General features: G+C 63.2%; 17 protein-coding genes. 13 read left to right on the plus strand and 4 right to left on the minus strand.

Annotated elements, in window-relative coordinates:
• Positions 1-5: 5 nt before the first annotated feature.
• A complete protein-coding gene (locus ACTJJX_RS25440; protein WP_087824431.1) occupies positions 6-380 on the minus strand; it encodes a hypothetical protein in 375 nt (124 codons plus the stop codon).
• Positions 381-923: 543 nt separating this feature from the next.
• Between ACTJJX_RS25440 and ACTJJX_RS25445 the strand changes: the two genes are divergently transcribed.
• The 4 genes from ACTJJX_RS25445 (at position 924) to ACTJJX_RS25460 (ending at position 5,239) form a co-directional block, all read left to right on the plus strand.
• Complete coding sequence (locus tag ACTJJX_RS25445) at positions 924-1,751, plus strand: DUF932 domain-containing protein (RefSeq protein ID WP_087824433.1); 828 nt, start codon at positions 924-926, stop codon at positions 1,749-1,751.
• Positions 1,752-1,826: 75 nt separating this feature from the next.
• The gene (locus ACTJJX_RS25450; protein ID WP_087824434.1) at positions 1,827-3,887 is read left to right on the plus strand and encodes a ParB/RepB/Spo0J family partition protein; all 2,061 of its coding nucleotides are present in this window, start codon (positions 1,827-1,829) and stop codon (positions 3,885-3,887) included.
• A gap of 63 nt (positions 3,888-3,950) precedes the next feature.
• Entirely contained in the window at positions 3,951-4,157 is a 207-nt protein-coding gene (locus tag ACTJJX_RS25455) for a hypothetical protein (protein ID WP_087824435.1), read from the plus strand.
• 767 nt (positions 4,158-4,924) lie between these two features.
• Entirely contained in the window at positions 4,925-5,239 is a 315-nt protein-coding gene (locus ACTJJX_RS25460) for a DUF736 domain-containing protein (protein ID WP_087824449.1), read from the plus strand.
• Positions 5,240-5,296: 57 nt separating this feature from the next.
• Here the strand turns inward: ACTJJX_RS25460 and ACTJJX_RS25465 are convergent, their stop codons facing one another.
• Positions 5,297-5,587, minus strand: coding sequence for a helix-turn-helix domain-containing protein (locus tag ACTJJX_RS25465; RefSeq protein ID WP_087824436.1), 291 nt, complete (start codon positions 5,585-5,587; stop codon positions 5,297-5,299).
• 298 nt (positions 5,588-5,885) lie between these two features.
• Between ACTJJX_RS25465 and ACTJJX_RS25470 the strand changes: the two genes are divergently transcribed.
• The 9 genes from ACTJJX_RS25470 to ACTJJX_RS25510 all read left to right on the plus strand — a co-directional run bounded on the left by ACTJJX_RS25470 (position 5,886) and on the right by ACTJJX_RS25510 (position 13,378).
• Positions 5,886-6,236 carry a DUF2958 domain-containing protein gene (locus tag ACTJJX_RS25470; protein ID WP_087824451.1) on the plus strand — a complete coding sequence of 117 codons (351 nt, stop codon included), beginning with the start codon at positions 5,886-5,888 and terminating at the stop codon, positions 6,234-6,236.
• A gap of 365 nt (positions 6,237-6,601) precedes the next feature.
• On the plus strand, positions 6,602-7,357 hold the full coding sequence (locus ACTJJX_RS25475) for a DUF2285 domain-containing protein (protein WP_087824437.1): 756 nt from the start codon (positions 6,602-6,604) through the stop codon (positions 7,355-7,357).
• Positions 7,358-7,497: 140 nt separating this feature from the next.
• Positions 7,498-7,779: a helix-turn-helix transcriptional regulator gene (locus tag ACTJJX_RS25480; RefSeq protein ID WP_440782027.1), complete on the plus strand. Its 282-nt coding sequence runs from the start codon at positions 7,498-7,500 to the stop codon at positions 7,777-7,779.
• 26 nt (positions 7,780-7,805) lie between these two features.
• On the plus strand, positions 7,806-8,672 hold the full coding sequence (locus ACTJJX_RS25485) for a replication initiator protein A (RefSeq protein WP_221176676.1): 867 nt from the start codon (positions 7,806-7,808) through the stop codon (positions 8,670-8,672).
• Positions 8,673-8,937: 265 nt separating this feature from the next.
• The gene (parA, locus tag ACTJJX_RS25490; RefSeq protein WP_087824440.1) at positions 8,938-9,576 is read left to right on the plus strand and encodes a ParA family partition ATPase; all 639 of its coding nucleotides are present in this window, start codon (positions 8,938-8,940) and stop codon (positions 9,574-9,576) included.
• Positions 9,573-9,845, plus strand: coding sequence for a chromosome partitioning protein ParB (locus ACTJJX_RS25495; RefSeq protein ID WP_087824441.1), 273 nt, complete (start codon positions 9,573-9,575; stop codon positions 9,843-9,845). The genes parA and ACTJJX_RS25495 overlap by 4 nt, the downstream gene beginning before the upstream one ends.
• Positions 9,842-10,375, plus strand: a complete 534-nt coding sequence (locus ACTJJX_RS25500) for a DUF2840 domain-containing protein (protein ID WP_087824442.1) — start codon at positions 9,842-9,844, stop codon at positions 10,373-10,375. The genes ACTJJX_RS25495 and ACTJJX_RS25500 overlap by 4 nt, the downstream gene beginning before the upstream one ends.
• On the plus strand, positions 10,372-10,959 hold the full coding sequence (locus ACTJJX_RS25505) for a S26 family signal peptidase (RefSeq protein WP_087824443.1): 588 nt from the start codon (positions 10,372-10,374) through the stop codon (positions 10,957-10,959). The genes ACTJJX_RS25500 and ACTJJX_RS25505 overlap by 4 nt, the downstream gene beginning before the upstream one ends.
• Before the next feature lie 460 nt (positions 10,960-11,419).
• Entirely contained in the window at positions 11,420-13,378 is a 1,959-nt protein-coding gene (locus tag ACTJJX_RS25510) for a relaxase/mobilization nuclease and DUF3363 domain-containing protein (protein WP_047748490.1), read from the plus strand.
• Positions 13,379-13,979: 601 nt separating this feature from the next.
• Here ACTJJX_RS25510 and ACTJJX_RS25515 read toward each other — a convergent pair.
• Positions 13,980-14,759 (minus strand): alpha/beta fold hydrolase, encoded by a 780-nt coding sequence (locus ACTJJX_RS25515; protein WP_047748489.1) that lies wholly within the window; start codon positions 14,757-14,759, stop codon positions 13,980-13,982.
• Between the two features lie 699 nt (positions 14,760-15,458).
• Positions 15,459-16,358 (minus strand): LysR family transcriptional regulator, encoded by a 900-nt coding sequence (locus tag ACTJJX_RS25520; protein WP_047748488.1) that lies wholly within the window; start codon positions 16,356-16,358, stop codon positions 15,459-15,461.
• Between the last annotated feature and the right edge of the window lie 22 nt (positions 16,359-16,380).

Here is a 16,380-nt window from a genome sequence, read left to right on the forward strand (position 1 = left end):
CCGCGTCACTCATCAACCTCGTTATCGGGCAAGTCCAGTTCATTCCAGAGCTTGTCGTCGGGCAATTTTCTGAAGTCGGGCATCAGGTTTTTGACGAGCGCGGGAGGCGCCCCTTCTAGGGCCGATGCAGCAATCAGGGCGAAGCCACCACGATCAAGGCGAACCGATACAACACTCAGATCTTCAAGTGCATTGCGGACGTCGATCACAAAAGCATCTCGTAAGGTGCTTCGTCCAGACAGGATGCGCAAGGTCTTCTCACTGACGCGAGCGCGTGTCTTGTCGGATCGTTTCAGGAGAACGGCCAGTCGCAGAGCAACGGTGTCGATGGATGGGTACCTGGACTGCATAAAATCCTCCATAGGGTTTTTGGTGATCATTTATATCCAATGGCGTCAAGCGACGCACATCCATGGTCGATTTGTTGGGCGTCGCCCGGCACAGCCGGGCCGCGCTGTCGTGCTGCGCATCGAGCCACCTGCGGCGTCTCACCCCATTCGGGCTTCCATCGTTCCCTCGCTCTGCTCGGCTAACGCCTCTGGCCCGGCTTCCAGATCCGGGCCTGCGCGCTTCGCTTGCCGTGCGGTCAGCACACAGGGACGGCCGTTGCCTTGTTCAGCCGTCTCCCCTGATTCCATCACCTTGCTCGCGACTGTAGCCCGCGGCCGAATGCCGTCAAGGCGCGCAGGGCCGTGTCCTCGGCTGCGCCTGCGGGCCGCACCAACCCTGCGCTTGTCTCCTTGACGGCTCCCGTCCGCGCGCTCCTGACCGTCGCGGGCGATGAACTCAGGAAAGACGGTGGCAACGAGGCCAACCGGGTTCCTCGTGCCGACCACACCGAACAGCCGAAAGGCTGGGCTCCGAATCTTGGAATCCGGTGTGCGGAGTGAACAGCAAACCCATTTTTCGTCAGGAGAAAGACCATGCAACTCGCATCCCGTTTCGCTTCCCGTTCCCCGTCGCTGCGTAGCGATTCCCCGCTGTCCGATGACCAAATCCGCTGGGTGGCCCCGTCCATCTTCGCGGACGCCCCGCATGAGAGCCGTTCCGAGCGGTACAGCTACATCCCCACCGCCGCCGTGCTGACCGAACTGCGCAAGGAAGGCTTTCAGCCCTTCATGGTGACGCAGACCCGCGTGCGCGATGAAGGCAAGCGCGAGCACACCAAGCACATGATCCGGCTGCGCCACGCCAGCCAGATCAACGGCGCGGAAGCCAATGAAATCGTGTTGCTCAATTCCCATGACGGGACGAGCAGCTATCAGATGCTGGCCGGGATGTTCCGTTTCGTTTGCAGCAATGGCCTTGTCTGCGGTGACACCGTGGCCGATGTGCGCGTGCCCCACAAAGGCAACGTGGCCGGGCACGTCATCGAAGGCGCTTATCAAGTGTTGAGCGGCTTTGAGCAGGTGAAGGAATCCCGCGACCTGATGCGCGGCATCACGCTGAACGATGGCGAATCCGAAGTGTTCGCCCGCGCCGCGCTGGCCCTCAAGTACGACGACCCGGACAAGCCCGCGCCCATCACCGAATCGCAAATCCTGATGCCGCGCCGGTTCGATGACCGCCGCCCCGACCTGTGGAGCGTGTTCAACCGCACGCAGGAGAACTTGACCAAGGGCGGGCTGTCCGGGCGTAGCGCCAACGGACGCCGCCAGCACACCCGCCCCGTGCAGGGCATTGATTCCGATGTGCGCCTGAACCGCGCCCTGTGGCTGCTGGCAGATGGCATGCGCCAGCTCAAAGCCTGACCCCTTCCCGAGAGTTTTCCCGCAGGAGGGGCGGTTTCCCCTCCATTCCTTGTTTAACTTGATTGGAGAACCACCATGAACGCCATTACCCAAACCGAAGCCAGCGCCGTCAGTACCATCGCCGCTGTTCCGCTGGAAGCCGCCGACCCGACCAAGAACCTGATTCTGGTTCCGCTATCGCGGCTGGTGCTGCGCCCCACGGGGCGCAATGTGCGCAAGACCTCGCGCATGTCCATTCCCGAACTGGCCGCGTCCATTCAGCGCGTGGGCCTGCTGCAAAACTTGATCGTGATCGCCGCCGCCGATGGAGAGCATTACGAAGTCGGGGCCGGTGGCCGTCGCCTTGCCGCCCTCAAGCTGCTGGCGAAGAAGCATCGCATCCCGAAGGAATGGGAAGTGCCTTGCCTGCTGGTGGCCGATGGCACGGCCCGCACCGCCAGCCTCACCGAGAACGTGCAGCGCGAAGCCATGCACCCGGCCGACCAGTTCGAGGCGTTCGCCGCGCTGGTGGCCGAAGGTAGGCCCGTCGAAGACATTGCGGCGGATTTCAGCGTCACGCCGCTGGTGGTGCAGCGCCGCTTGAAGCTGGCGAACGTCTCACCGCGCCTGATGGCCGACTATCGCGCCGATGCTGTCACGCTCGATCAGTTGATGGCGCTTGCCATCACCGATGACCACGCCGCGCAAGAAGGCGCGTTCTACGATGCACCGACGTGGCAGCGCCACCCGTCCAACCTGCGCGAACGTCTCACCGAGCGCGAAATCGACGCCTACCGGCATCCGCTGGTGCGCTTCGTCGGGCTGGACGCCTACGAGCAGGCGGGCGGCGGTATTCGCCGCGACCTGTTCGCGGAAGGCGATGCAGGCGTGTATCTCACCGATGCCGTGCTGCTGGAACGGTTGGCGCAAGACAAGCTGGCGGGCATCGCCGCCACTGTCCGCACCGAGGGGTGGGCATGGGTGGATGCCACGCCGGGTGTGACCCATGCCGACTTGCACGCCTTCCAGTGTGCCCCGAGAGAACGGCGCGAACCGACCAAGCGTGAAGCGCAACGCATCGAGAAGCTGCAAACCAAGATGCAGGAAGTCGGCGAAGCCCTCGATGTCGCGCTGAACACGGAGGACGAAGAAAAGGCTGAGGCACTGCAAGAGGAAGGCGAAACCCTGGGCGAACAATTACAGACGCTGGAAGATGGCTTGCAGGGCTACAGCCCGAACATGAAGGCCGCAGCCGGAGTCATCGTCACCATCGATCGCAACGGCGACGCCGTGATTCATCGCGGGCTGCTGCGCGAGGCCGAGGCCAAGGCGCTGCGCACGTTGGAACGGTTGCGCCAAGGGTTCAGCGGCGAGGACGCCGAGAACGACGACAAAGGCGACACGCCGGACGAAACGCAAGGCCCCGCCATGTCCGACCGGCTGGCGCAGCGCTTGAGCGGGCACCGCACGGCGGCGCTGCAAATCGAAGTCGCCCGGCATCCGCAAGTGGCGCTGGCCGCGCTGGTGCATGGCATGGTGCAGGCCGTTTTGCAGGCAAGCCAATACGGCCACGACTTACCGCTGGGCGTGCGCCTCACCGTGCAAGACCGGCTGGAAGGGATGGCCCCGGACTGGCCCGAATCGTCCGCCGCCGTGGCGTTGTACGAGCTGCAACAGGCATGGGCTGGCAAGATACCCGAGGACAGCGCCGAACTGTTCGCCGCGCTGCTGGCGATGGAGCAAGGCGAACTGGTCAAACTGCTGGCCGTGTGCGTGGCTTCCACTGTGGATGTGGTGACGCCTCGCGCCACGCCGCGTCAGCCCGGCGCGGAACTGGCGCAGGCTGTGGGCCTCGACATGGCCGCATGGTGGCAGCCGACTGCCGAGGGGTACTTCCGGCATGTGCCGAAGGCCGCGATTCTGCAAGCCGTGGGCGAGTACGCGCCGGAGCACGTCACGCGGCTGGCGAAGCTCAAGAAGGCCGACATTGCCAGCGAAGCCGAACGGCTGGCCGATGGCACGGGCTGGATGCCCGCCATCTTCAAGGCCGAAAGCTCGGCAGTGCAGGAAGCGGCGAAGGAGGATGGCGCGGAGCAGGACGCCCCGGAGGGTGCTGAGGCCATTGTGGTTGAAATAGCCGAGGCGCTGGCTGCTTGAATCGCACCGAAAACAAGCGCCCCAGCCTTGACCGGGGCGCTTCACTTGAAAGGAGAGCCGCCCATGAACCACGCTACCAGCCGCTCACGCATGGCGGCGGTCTATGCCCCCGGCACGGTACGCGCCCGCCGCTGGCACGGCGAAGGTGACGTGCGCGGCTACCGTCCGCCTCGCGGCTGGACGGCACGCGCCGACCTGACGGACATTCACCCCATTAGCGGCAAGCCATTGCCGCATGCTGTGTGGTGGATCATCGAGACAAAGCAATAGCAACAGCGGCCCCGGCACAGCATGCCGGGGCCGTTTTCAAAGTCCGGGCGCGGCGATGACTCGCCGCGCCCGGTTTCAAGAGCCAACGGCAAAACCGCCACGTCGCCGCCTTTGATCAGGCGGCGACACACAAGTGCCCCTTGTGCGGGCACATCCAATATGTGGCGGCGTTACACGCCGCCAGTGTTCCTTCCTGATAGAGCCCCGCCGCAGTGGGCGGAGCGCGAGGCTACGCCCTGGCTTGCTGCGGCAGGTTGTGCAAATGCGCGCCGTCCTCAATGCTGGCGGTTCGTCACCACAACGTCACGACCGACGATTCACGGACACGCCGCCCAGCCTCGCTATGGAGCTTCCACACCACGCCTCAAGCATGCCGCCGCAGGATGCGGCGGGGTCGTTTGCGCATTCCTTTGAGGTGGTCGACCTTGCCCGCATCGAGGGGCAAGCCGATGAAGCCGTCCGGCGGGGATGCCGAGTCGGCCCTGTCTCCTTGCGGAGCAGTCGGCCCATGCGTCCTTGGCTTGTCGTGAATCCTGGCGGGGGTACGGCTGCGCCTTGGGCTTCATGGCCGCAACCGTCCGGCGCAAACAATTTCCCCTGCGCGGTCACTGCGTTCGGCGCATTCCTCGCGAGACAAATTCTTTGCGCCTCCCGGTCCTCCACTGCGTTTCGGCCGCAAGCGGTGCGACCCGCCCATCCCCCGCCTGACGGATCACAACAAGGACGCGATGGGCGCGACCTTGGTTAAACCGCAAGGAGAAAACATCATGGCCACCATCGGCACTTTCACCGCAGACAAAGACGGCTTCACCGGCACGATCCGCACCCTGACGCTCAACGTCAAGGTCAAGCTCATCCCCAACGAGAAGGAAAGCGAGAACGCCCCCGACTTCCGCGTCCAGGCGACTGGCGGCTACGACATCGGCGCGGCGTGGAAGAAAGTCAGCAAGGCCGAACGGCCCTACGTGTCCGTGACCCTCGACGATCCCACGTTCCCGGCGACGATCTACGCCCGCCTGATCGAAGAAGAGGACGGCACGCACAACCTGATCTGGTCGCGCAGCAAGCCCCAGACGGCCTGACTGCCACTCAGCGCCCCGCCCATTGCGGCGGGGCAGCCGTGCCACGGCACGGCAAACCTACGACCTGGCCGCTGCGAGTTGGCTCTCGGTTTCAGTCATCAGCACCGAGGTGCTGCATTCAAGCGCGCCGGCGATCTTGAAGATGATCGCCAGCGTGGGCATGTGCTCGCCGCGCTCGACCTTTCCCATGTGGGAACGCTCGATGCCCGCCAGATTCGCCAGCAACTCTTGCGCGATCCCGCGTTCCGCCCGCAGCGCGCGCACCGCCGCGCCGAAGGCTTGCGCCAATTCGGCATCGAAGGTGGTAGTACCGGTCGGCCGACCGCGTTGTATGGATGGCTTCTGCATAGACAGAAGCGTCCAATTTCGGGACAATTAAAACCACGTTATCTTTAACTCATTGGTTCGGTTTTGTCCGCTTCCGTGCTTTTACGGAAAACCGTATCGGCGGATTTCGACAGAACCGGGGAACCGTATCCGTGTCTTTCCTGACATTCACAATTCCGCTTTTGCGCTTCTGTGCCAGTACGGATTCGATGGTTTGCGTATCCGTGCTTGCCCACGAAAGCACACAGCCGGTTCGGTGCTTCTGCGCATTCGCGCAAAAGCGCATCCGTGCAACCTCAGATTCGTGGGGTTCCTGACCATGACCCAACCACTCACCACCGCCGAGCAGCGCGCGCAACTGCTTGTCAACGGCGAGGCCCGCGCCGCTGGCCAGGGCATTGACCCGCTGCCCGTGGTGCGGCTGTTCACGCCGGATGCGCACGTGACCTGGCTATTGGCTGCACTCGATCCGGCCGATGGCGATATGGCCTGGGGCCTCATTGATCTGGGCATCGGCATGCCGGAGTTGGGGACCGTCAAGCTGTCCGACCTGGCGGCCATCGTCGGGCCGCTTCAGAAACCCGTTATGCGCGACCTGTATTTCCGCGCATCGCAGCCGTTGTCGGAGTATGTCCGGCTGGCGCAGCGCGATGGCTCGATCCCCGACTGATCGAACCGCATGGCCCCGCTGCGGCGGGCCATCTAGTCACGGGCTATTGCAGGGTATTGTGTCTTTCTCTGTCTGACTCAAGACGGCGGCGGTCTGAATCGAAGCTATTGCACCAGGACGGCGCGTCCTGACCGAAAGAGACATGATGAAAAACAAGACTTCCGTCAGGGTGTCCGGCAACGCGCACCATTTCGGTCTGCGCAACCGTTGCATTCGGACAATCCTCGTAGGTCTTCAGAGCCAATTGGTCTTGACACCGTTCGTTACAGTTTATCGATTTATGGGTGGCGTGTTGAGGTTTTGATGGCCGAGCTTTGACGACCGACAACCGCGGCAGCGGTCCCAGTACAAAGGGAGGCTGTGTCATGGTTGATCGAAGCACCGAGTCTTGGTATCCCACTGCCGCGTATCTCTACGTGCTGCATCTGGATGGCCTTGCGCTGGCCTGGGAGTATTTGCGCCGCCATCCCGATTACCGCCACGACTGGCTGCGCCGTCGTCGCCAGCCGGACGCCGCCAACCATTGGGGCCTGCGCATGCTGGAAGACCCGGCCTTGGACGCGCGCGATGCGCATCCGGCGTGGTTTCCTGGACATCCTTGCACGGCGCAGCTTCATCCAGACATTGACCCGCCACAGGACGCCACGGCGTTCGAGTTCTGGCGCATTCCCGGCCAGAAGCACCTGGTTCATGATGGTCGACGCCTGATGCTCGCAACGCAGTGGCCCGGCTGCTGCATGCGCGTGACGTTGGCACCGAGCCTGGAGGATGGCATGGCCTACGTCTATGCCATCCGGTCGTGCGACATGCCCTGCGCACGCCATTGCATGCTGCGGGCCGAACTGGACAAGCTGGCCGTTTCCTCCGAAGGCATGCCTGCAGCAGTGACACGACCGCGGCCTGCGCCGACTGCGCTGCAGGAGCTGCACACCTTGCAGGCACTCGACGGCAGCTTGGCGGGAGCGTCCTTGCGCGAAGTCGCCGAAGGAGTTTTCGGCACCGATGCGGTGGCAACTGGCTGGTACGCCGACGGAGGCCTCCGCTCCCGCGTGCGCCGCCTGGTACGACGCGGCCTGACACTGATGCGCGGCGGCTATCGCCGCCTGGCCCAACTCAAATAGCTTGGGGAGGGTCGTTTTGCCTTCCCTGCAAAACGACCCTCAACGGGGCGCATCGCTTTCTTGAGACTGTCTCCATCTGGCCGCGCGGTGCGGCCGGGCTTTCCTGACCGATGGAGGCTTACCCGATGCGACCCGCTCCCTTGCGGCCTGCTGCCGCACACGCTACCCAGCAGCAACCCGCTGCCGCTGCACAACCCCAACGCTACCTGACCAACGACGAGGCCGCCGAATACCTGCGCCTGTCGCCGCGCACGCTGGAAAAACAACGCGTGATCGGTGGTGGACCGAAGTTCCGCAAGTTCGGCCGTCGCGTCATGTACGCGGTGGCCGACCTCGACGCCTGGGCCGACCAGCGCAGCTTCGAGGCCACGTCCGATCCGGAATACGCTGAGCATCACTCGGCCGACAGCCGTGCGCGCTGATCGGCGCTTCGCCGGTGGCCATAGCCGTGTCCAGCCCATCGCTGCCACCCCGATCATCGGGGCAGCGATCACCGCAGGAGCGCGAGCAGCTCGATCTGTTCCGCGCGCTGCCGGGCGACATGGCACCGCGCGACAGCCAGGATTTGATGGCCTTTCCGTTCTTCTCTCTGGCGAAGTCGAAGCGTGTCCAGCCGATCGACTTCCGCGCCGGTGGTGTGACGATCCGCGTGGAGGGAACGCAAGAGCACGGCATCGCCACGATCTGGGATGCCGACATCCTGATTTGGGCCGCGAGCCAGATTGTGGAAGCGCGCGACGCGGGCATTCGCCCGTCGCGCCTCATGCGCGCCACGCCCTACGAGATCCTGCGCTTCATCGGACGCGGTACGTCGCTGCGCGACTACCAGCGCCTCAAGGCGGCCCTGGATCGCCTGCAATCGACCACGGTGGCCACCTCCATCCGCGAGACGACCGGACGGCGCCTGCATCGCTTCTCGTGGATCAACGAATGGAAGGAACTGGCCGACGCCCGCGGCACGCCGCTGGGCATCGAGCTGATCCTGCCGGACTGGTTCTACGCGGGCGTATTGGACGCGGCGCTGGTACTGACCATCGATCCCGCTTATTTCAAGCTGACGGGCGGGATCGAACGCTGGCTGTACCGCCTGGTGCGCAAGCACGGTGGCAGGCAGCCGGGCGGCTGGCAGTTCGACTTCAAGCACCTGCATCGCAAGTCGGGCAGCACGGCCAAGCCCTACGACTTCGCCTGCGACCTGCGTGCGCTGGTGGCGCGGCAGTCGATGCCCGGCTACGTCCTGGGCATCGAACGGATGCCGGACGATGGGGCCGAACTGCTGACCTTCCGGCCCGTGCTGCGGACGGCACGGGGATAACTCGGGGACAAACTGTGAATGGCCTCGTGCTATCAGGCGTGGCGGGTATCGTGCTATCGGGCGTGTCCCTATCGTGCTATCAGGCGTGCGAAACCGCCGCAAAGCCAACAACAGCGCGGGTTACCGGCCTCTCTAACTTCCCTAACTTAAATTCTTTAACTAATAAAAACAGCGCGCCGTTTCGGTGGAAAACTGCCAAACGGCACAGCGCGCAGGATTTCAGACGGCAAAGAAAACCCGGCTTTCCAGCAAGGAGGGCCGCGTCATGATCATCGCCTTGCTGAATCAAAAAGGCGGAGTGGGCAAAACCACGCTGGCCACACACATTGCCGGCGAGCTGGCAATGCGCGGCCAGCAGGTCGTCCTGCTCGATGCCGACCCGCAAGGCTCGGCGCTGGACTGGACCCAGCGACGCGCCCAACAGGGCCTGCCGCGTTTGTTCAGCGCCGTGGGCCTCGCACGCGAGACGTTGCACCAGGAAGCTCCCGAGTTGGCACGCCGGGCCGATCACGTCGTCATCGACGGCCCGCCGCGCATCGCCGCCTTGGCACGCTCCGCGCTGCTGGCGGCCGAGCGCGTGCTGATCCCGGTGCAGCCCAGTCCCTACGATTTGTGGGCATCCGCCGAGATGGTGGCACTGATCCGCGAGGCGCAGGTGTTCCGGCCGACGCTGCGCGCGGCCTTCGCCATCAATCGGCGCGTCAGCACGACCATCATTGGCCGCGAAGCACGCCAGGCGCTGGCCGACCAGCCGCTGCCCGCGCTGCGTTCGGAAGTGCATCAGCGCATCGTCTTCGCTGACAGCGTGGCCGCCGGGCGGCTCGCTCGCGAGACGGCGCCCGACAGTGCCGCAGCTCGTGAGATTGCCACTTTGGTCGATGAATTACTACGGTGGCCGACATGACCGCAGAACGGTCTGCGCGCGGCAAGCGTGTCGGCATCGGCACGCGTCCGCCGGCAAACCCGCACGCCGAGGCGTGGGTTCGCCAAGGCGAAGCCGATGCCCTGCAGAAAGGCGATCTCTACACCGCGCGCCTGACCCTCGACATCACGCCCGCGATGCGTGCGCGCATCAAGGTGTCGGCCTTCACGCAGGGCGTGACGGTGGCCGAACTGCTGCGCGCATTGCTGGAACGCGAATTCCCGGACGTATCGACGGAGAGAACACCATGAACGCTCACGCCTTGCCAGGCACGGCTGCACCACCAACTTCACTCGCGGAACTCGTCGGCAGAGTCGGCGCCGTACGACTTACCCGCGTTTCGCTGGCGTACATCGAGCAGCGCATCGACATCTACCTGCGCTTCGGCGAACCGGCACGCACTGTCCGGCTCGACCGCTGGCGGCGCGTTGCGGTGTTCTTGCCGGGCGCAATGTTCTGCCGCATCCGCTGGCAAGCCAACGACTATGGCACTGTGCGATGGCAGCTCATGGTCATGCAGGCTTGCACACCGCTGGATGCGGCGCAGCGCATCCCCGGCGTGCTGCCTGGTGCGCGCTTGCTGCTGCACGCCGAAGGCGAACCCGCCGTGCGCGCCGTGCTGGCTCAGATTGACGCCATCGAGGCGCTTGGCATCACGCCAACCGCCGTGTCGCCCGCGTACTGGCGCACGCTCGGCAACCGGCTCGCTGCACGCTTGCCACTGCCGGAATACACCGCCGAGCGGCATGCCGCCTGGCTGGCTGGAAGGGCATTGCCATGACCACGCTTTCCACATCCGGCACCGCGCCACATACTCGCTCGCGCGGGCGCGCTCGCATCGCCGTGGCAACACTGACCGCCATCGGCTTCGCTGCACTGGCCTGGGCATCTTTCGTGTCACCACTGCCGCGCCTGACCTACAACCCGTCCGACAGCGTAGCGGTCGGCTGGTATCGCGTCGATCCGCTTAACTACCGCGCCGCCTCGCTGCCAAGTCCGTTGTCCGTGAACAGCATCGTGCTGGTCCCGCTGCCAGCCGAGGCGGCCGCCTTGGCTGCGCAGCGCGGCTATCTGCCGACGCGCGTTCCATTGCTCAAGCGCGTGGGCGCGATTGCACCGCAGGAAGTGTGCATCGCTGGTGGCATCGTTCGCATCGACGGTGTGCCTTCGGCCGCCTTGCTGCGAGCCGACCGGCTGGGCCGTCCGCTGCCATCGTGGCAGCAGTGCCGCCGTCTTGAATCCGGTGAGCTGTTCCTGTTGAGTGAGACGAATCCGGCGTCGTTCGACAGCCGGTATTTCGGGCCGGTCGCTGCATCCACCGTGATCGGTGTTGCGCATCCGGTCTGGTTGGAGAAACGTCCATGATGGCCGCCGATTCGCTGCACGTTGTCGTGCATCCCATCGCGCCATCCGGCGTGTTCTTTTGCTGGTTGTCGCCGTGTCGTTGCATGTGCAATGCAGACGCCGATCCTGCGTATCGTGCGCCGCACGACGCGCAACATCCGGTGCGGCCTTCCCACGTGCAGGCGTCTTGCCTTGAACGTGCCCGGCCAATGGCCGTGGTCACGTTCCCCGGCGGGCGGGCGGCAAGCAGCGCAGCGCCGCCGGGCCGCCGACGCCTGGAGCGGAAGCGACAGGCAAAGGCGGAAGGCAAGATAAAAGGTCGCGGCACTCAGCCGCTTGAAAACCCTGTCTGCACGTGGGGGTGGCGCGGCACGCGCCAAGAGGCAGCAGCGTGCCGCGAGAGTGCTCAATGCCACGTCGGCATTGGTGAAAGCGCGTGCTTGGTCCGCTGGACTGCGCCGATCTTGGATGGAGCTGCCCAATGACTCGCAACGATGACGACCGCTTCCGCGTCCGCCCCGGCACGCCGAAACAGCGTAGCGACGCCTTCATCAACAAGGTGATGCGCCAGACCAACAAGGCCGGTGCCAAACTCGGCAAGACGGTCGGCAAAGTCGGCCATCGGCCCGGCTCCCGGCTGGGGCGCGGGCACGTCGCGGCGCGCTTCGCCGGGACCTCGCTCACGCCCAACGCCCGTCGCGTGACGATCAAGGCTCGGCTGGTCAATCTGTCCAAGGCCGGGCCGCGTTCGACCGCCGCGCACCTACGCTACATCGAGCGCGAGGGAGTCGATCGCCAAGGCGGGCCAGGCCATGCCTACGGCCCGACAACCGATGCAGCGGACACCGCCACCTTCGAGGAACGAGGGCGCGGGGATCGGCACCAGTTCCGCTTCATCATCTCGCCGGAAGACGCTGAACAACTCGACGACCTGCGTACCTACACCCGGCATCTGATGGCGCGCATGGAGGCCGACCTGGGCACGCGGCTGGACTGGGTGGCGGTGGATCACTGGAACACCAACAACCCACATACGCACGTCGTGCTGCGCGGCAAGGACGACACCGGCAAAGACCTCATCATCTCCCGCGATTACATCGCCGAGGGGATGCGTCACCGGGCGACGGAACTGGCGACCGAATGGCTGGGGCCACGTACCGAACTGGATATCCAGCGCACCATGCAGCGAGAAGTCGATCAGGAACGGTGGACGGGCTTGGATCGCACCTTGCAACGCGAAGCCGTGGACAGTTTGGTGCGACCGGAGACGCTGGCCGAACCCCGGTTGCAACGCCAGCGGCAAATGCTGATTGGTCGTTTGCAGCACTTGCAGCGCATGGGCCTAGCGACCGAGCAGAAGCCTGGCACCTGGGCCATCCACGCTGACGCCGAATCCACATTGCGGGCGATCGGCGAACGCGGCGACATCATCCGCACCATGCAGCGGGCCATGAGTGGCCGGCAGCGTGAGCTGGCCGTGTTTCAGCCCAGCGATGATGGCCGTGTCATCGTGGGCCGTGTGGTTGGCAAAGGACTGGCCGACGAGCTGTACGACAAGGGCTATCTGGTCATTGACGGGATCGATGGCAAGGCGCACTACGTTGCGCTGCCGCCGCGCTCGGAGCTGGAACAGTATCCGACCGGCGCCGTATTGGAGGTAAAGGGTTCGGCCGATTTGCGTGCGGCCGACCGGAACATCGCCGAGCTGGCCGTCGATGGTGTGTACCGCACCGATCATCACCTGGCCGTCGCGCAGGGACAGAGCACGACCAACCGCGACCCGCGCGAAGTGGTGGCCGCCCATGTGCGTCGGCTCGAAGCTCTTCGCCGCGCCGGCATCGTGCAGCGTGAAGCCGAAGGTGTTTGGCGCGTGCCTGATGACCTTGCCGAGCGAGGCCGACAGTACGACGCCCAGCGGCTCGGCGGTGGGGTGGCGGTGGAATTGAAATCGCATCTGCCGATCGAGCGACAGGCGCGTGTGATCGGAGCCACATGGCTCGACCAGCAGTTGATCGGCGGCGGCAAAGGGCTGGGCGACCTGGGTTTTGGTGCCGAGATCAAGGACGCGCTGCGCCAACGCACTGACTTCCTGATCGAGCAAGGGCTGGCTGAGCGACATGGGCAACGGGTAGTTCTGGCGCGCAATCTATTGACAACGCTGCGCGGACACGAGTTGACGAAAGCCGCGCAGGACATCGCCGCCGAAACTGGGCTGGAGCATCGTCCGGTGGCCGATGGGCAGCGGGTGGCCGGCATCTATCGGCGCAGCGTCATGCTCGCCAGCGGGCGCTATGCGATGCTCGATGACGGCATGGGATTCAGTCTGGTTCCGTGGAAGCCGGTGATCGAGCAGCGGCTGGGGCAGCAAGTTGCCGCGACAGTGCGCGGCGGCGGAGCATCTTGGGAGATTGGATATTCCCGAGGTCCATCTATAGGTTAGCAAATATCGCTGTAACGCAAGTGCAGCCGAAACTACTAGGCCTCCAAGTCCAGTAAAGCCTTCCGCAACTTGCTCACGACGTTCTGCAGACTCGCGAGGTCAGACTGGAACAGGTGATCGAGATTCGTGAAGCGTTTCCCTAGATCTGCATCTGTTGATGAAGAGGGGGTGTTCATTTTTGTCGCTTCCGGAATCGTTCGCGCGTCACTAACATGTGAAAAACCAAAGGCCTCATGTTGTTGTGAGGCCGGTTACTTGATTAAGGAGAAGCCTAAATGTCATTTGTTCCGACTGTGCGTGCAGCCCTTTCAGTTACTGCCGCGCTGATGTTGCTGCCGGTTGCAGCACTAGCCCAGACCCCATCGGCCGCGCCCCAATTCCTACCGCTGCCTGAAGGTGCCAAGCCGGTTCCGGAGCCCGAAGTCGGGTAGCCATCGCTGTCAGGCTCAAAATTGATAAACGCCGCGGGTGGATGAGCTTCGCTGATGCCGCCGAAACTTTCGCCCGTATCGAAGGCATATTGACGCTGGCCTCAGGGGCGTCCACGACCCTGAGGACTAAAGGCATCACTCCTACAGGCTTTCTGTACAAGCCCGACGGATTACGGGGAAACGGCTGCCGCCGCAGCGATGATCACCGCAGCCACGTCATCAGGTCGCGACAAGTGCGGGGCATGGCTGGTCGGCAGAGTTACGGTGGTAGCTTGAATCTTCTTGGCCAGGGCACGCTGGAGATCAGGCTGGAGCAGCTGGTCTTGCTCGCTGACGATGTACCAGGAGGGCTTGCTCTTCCATGCAGCGACGGACACCTTGTCTGCGAAATTCTGCCCCTGGGTGAGATGCTGCGTGGCGGCGATCACCTTGGTCTGCGCCGCCGGCACGTCCTGAGCCAGGTACTTGGTCACGCCCTCCTCCGTGAGGGTAAGGAAGCCCTCTTTGTCCGCAGCGAGGTGGGTAAGGCCGGGAGGCGTCGGGTAGTCCTTGTTCAGGTCGACAATCGACTGGTTCTCGGAAGGGGCGTAGGCCGCGACATAGACCAGTGCCTTCACGTTGTCCCGTTGCCCTGCCTCGGTGATGACGACTCCACCATAGGACCAACCAACCAGGACCACCGGACCAGTTTCCCTGTTGAGAACACGGCGCGTGGCGGCCACGTCGTCAGCCAACGAAGTCAGAGGATTCTGGGCGGTCACCACTTTCAAGCCCTTGGCCTGGAGGAGCGGAATGACCTTGCTCCAGGTGGAGCCATCCGAGAACGCGCCGTGTACGAGCACGACGGTCGGCTTCTGTGGGACCGCGTCGGCAGCGCTTGCCGCAGTGGATGTCAGGGCCGCAGCGCCAAGGGCTACAGCAGCAATTGCGTTCTTTGCAATGGATTGCATCAGATTTCCTTTGAATTGAGCTGACCGAAGCCAGCGATTGATGATGTCGAGCAGACTAGGTAATCGTATACATGAAATAAATATGATTAAATGCCGACATTGTTTCATCAATAGAAACAAAATGGATCAAATCAATGGATTGTGGGGGTGGACTTGGGATTAATCTCTGCTGCTGCGGGCGAACTTGCGTCGCAGTCGCAGTTGGCTGTTGAGCAGATGCAGATTCGAGCGATTGAAGCCCCCATCGAGTGAAGCTACTTAGTTGGGCCTGCATAACCCCGCGAACACGCATGAGCACTAGCTTTGTGGATGATCGCCGATAGCCCGAACTCCCGATTTCCGTTGCAATGACGCGCAAGTTCCGGGAATTTGGAGACCACCGCTGATGGCCGCCGACAACTTCTTCCGCGCGCGCCTGGAGACGATGATCGACATGCGCTGGCCGTGCTGGCCACGCGCATGCCGTGGGCGCAGATCGGGGCCTCGCAGGCGTCCACAAGGATCGTGCCGACCGTGTGGTCAAGGGCGCCTATCGTGCTGACTTTTCCTGGGCCAATGATGTCAGTGGAAGATCAAGCAGCGACCGGGGCAGCAACTCGCCGCGCCAGTGCGGGGCTGCGGCGTGTCGTGGGAAATTGGACTCATCCGTGGGCCGTTGGCTAAAACCAAGAGTGCTTTGACACTTTTGGGACCTTGCACTCAGGATTCGAATCGCTTGTCGCTGAACTTCTTGACGGCAAAATCCAAGAAGCTTCGTAGTTTCGGTGTCATCCGTCTGTCCGATGCATAAAGCACGTGCAGTGATCGAGCCGGTGGTTCGTACTCTGGCAGAAGCCGTATTAGGCGTCCCGCCTCTATCTCGTCTGCCACAAGTTCATAGGGCTGCAGAAGTATGCCCATACCTGCAACGGCGGCAGCACGAAGCGCTTCCCCACTGTTGGTATAGAAACGCCCATTTATAGGCACAGTTACTTGCCCCTCTGGACCATCAAATGACCACTGGGTGCGTAGCGAGGTGTGAGAAAAAACGAGGCATTCATGTTTGAGCAGATCCAAAGGAGTTTGCAACGGTTCCGCGAGTTTCATATAGCTGGCCGCAGCGCAGAGCGCCAAGCGATATGAGGCAAGGCGTCTCGCAATCAAGCTGCTGTCGGGGAGGTCCCCTGTGCGGAAGACAACGTCGAAACCTTCCTCAACCAAATCGACGGTGTGATTGGTAAGGCTGAGATCAACGGAAACCTCAGAATGCTGTCTCAAGTATTCTGGAATCTCCGGCGCAAGCCCGTGACTTCCAAATGTTATCGGTGCACTGATACGAAGTCTTCCCCGCGGCTCTGACCTGGTTTCCGCCATCAACGCTTCGGCAGCTTCCATCTCAGCGAGGATATTTTTCGCACGCTCGTAAAAAAGTTGCCCGCTGTCTGTAAGGCTTTGCCTGCGCGTCGTTCTATTCAGCAGCTTAATGCCGAGCCCATCTTCAAGCGCGCGTATTTGTTTCCCCGCCAACTGCGACGACAAGTTCAGCTCGTCCGCTGCCGAAGAGATAGAGCCCGCCTCAACAGCTTTAACAAAAACCTTCATGCATGCCAGTCTATCCATTAGAAACTTCTGTTTTCTAGTG

The organism is Pseudomonas sp. 22490, assembly GCF_052044465.1.
GTDB lineage: Bacteria > Pseudomonadota > Gammaproteobacteria > Pseudomonadales > Pseudomonadaceae > Pseudomonas > Pseudomonas aeruginosa.

What these genes read in the sequence shown, in the direction of transcription:
- ACTJJX_RS25440 (WP_087824431.1), bottom strand. Translation starts at nt 380, where the DNA reads ATGATCACCAAAAACCCTATGGAGGATTTTATGCAGTCCAGGTACCCA.
- ACTJJX_RS25445 (WP_087824433.1), top strand. Translation starts at nt 924, where the DNA reads ATGCAACTCGCATCCCGTTTCGCTTCCCGTTCCCCGTCGCTGCGTAGC.
- ACTJJX_RS25450 (WP_087824434.1), top strand. Translation starts at nt 1,827, where the DNA reads ATGAACGCCATTACCCAAACCGAAGCCAGCGCCGTCAGTACCATCGCC.
- ACTJJX_RS25455 (WP_087824435.1), top strand. Translation starts at nt 3,951, where the DNA reads ATGAACCACGCTACCAGCCGCTCACGCATGGCGGCGGTCTATGCCCCC.
- ACTJJX_RS25460 (WP_087824449.1), top strand. Translation starts at nt 4,925, where the DNA reads ATGGCCACCATCGGCACTTTCACCGCAGACAAAGACGGCTTCACCGGC.
- ACTJJX_RS25465 (WP_087824436.1), bottom strand. Translation starts at nt 5,587, where the DNA reads ATGCAGAAGCCATCCATACAACGCGGTCGGCCGACCGGTACTACCACC.
- ACTJJX_RS25470 (WP_087824451.1), top strand. Translation starts at nt 5,886, where the DNA reads ATGACCCAACCACTCACCACCGCCGAGCAGCGCGCGCAACTGCTTGTC.
- ACTJJX_RS25475 (WP_087824437.1), top strand. Translation starts at nt 6,602, where the DNA reads ATGGTTGATCGAAGCACCGAGTCTTGGTATCCCACTGCCGCGTATCTC.
- parA (WP_087824440.1), top strand. Translation starts at nt 8,938, where the DNA reads ATGATCATCGCCTTGCTGAATCAAAAAGGCGGAGTGGGCAAAACCACG.
- ACTJJX_RS25495 (WP_087824441.1), top strand. Translation starts at nt 9,573, where the DNA reads ATGACCGCAGAACGGTCTGCGCGCGGCAAGCGTGTCGGCATCGGCACG.
- ACTJJX_RS25500 (WP_087824442.1), top strand. Translation starts at nt 9,842, where the DNA reads ATGAACGCTCACGCCTTGCCAGGCACGGCTGCACCACCAACTTCACTC.
- ACTJJX_RS25505 (WP_087824443.1), top strand. Translation starts at nt 10,372, where the DNA reads ATGACCACGCTTTCCACATCCGGCACCGCGCCACATACTCGCTCGCGC.
- ACTJJX_RS25510 (WP_047748490.1), top strand. Translation starts at nt 11,420, where the DNA reads ATGACTCGCAACGATGACGACCGCTTCCGCGTCCGCCCCGGCACGCCG.
- ACTJJX_RS25515 (WP_047748489.1), bottom strand. Translation starts at nt 14,759, where the DNA reads ATGCAATCCATTGCAAAGAACGCAATTGCTGCTGTAGCCCTTGGCGCT.
- ACTJJX_RS25520 (WP_047748488.1), bottom strand. Translation starts at nt 16,358, where the DNA reads ATGGATAGACTGGCATGCATGAAGGTTTTTGTTAAAGCTGTTGAGGCG.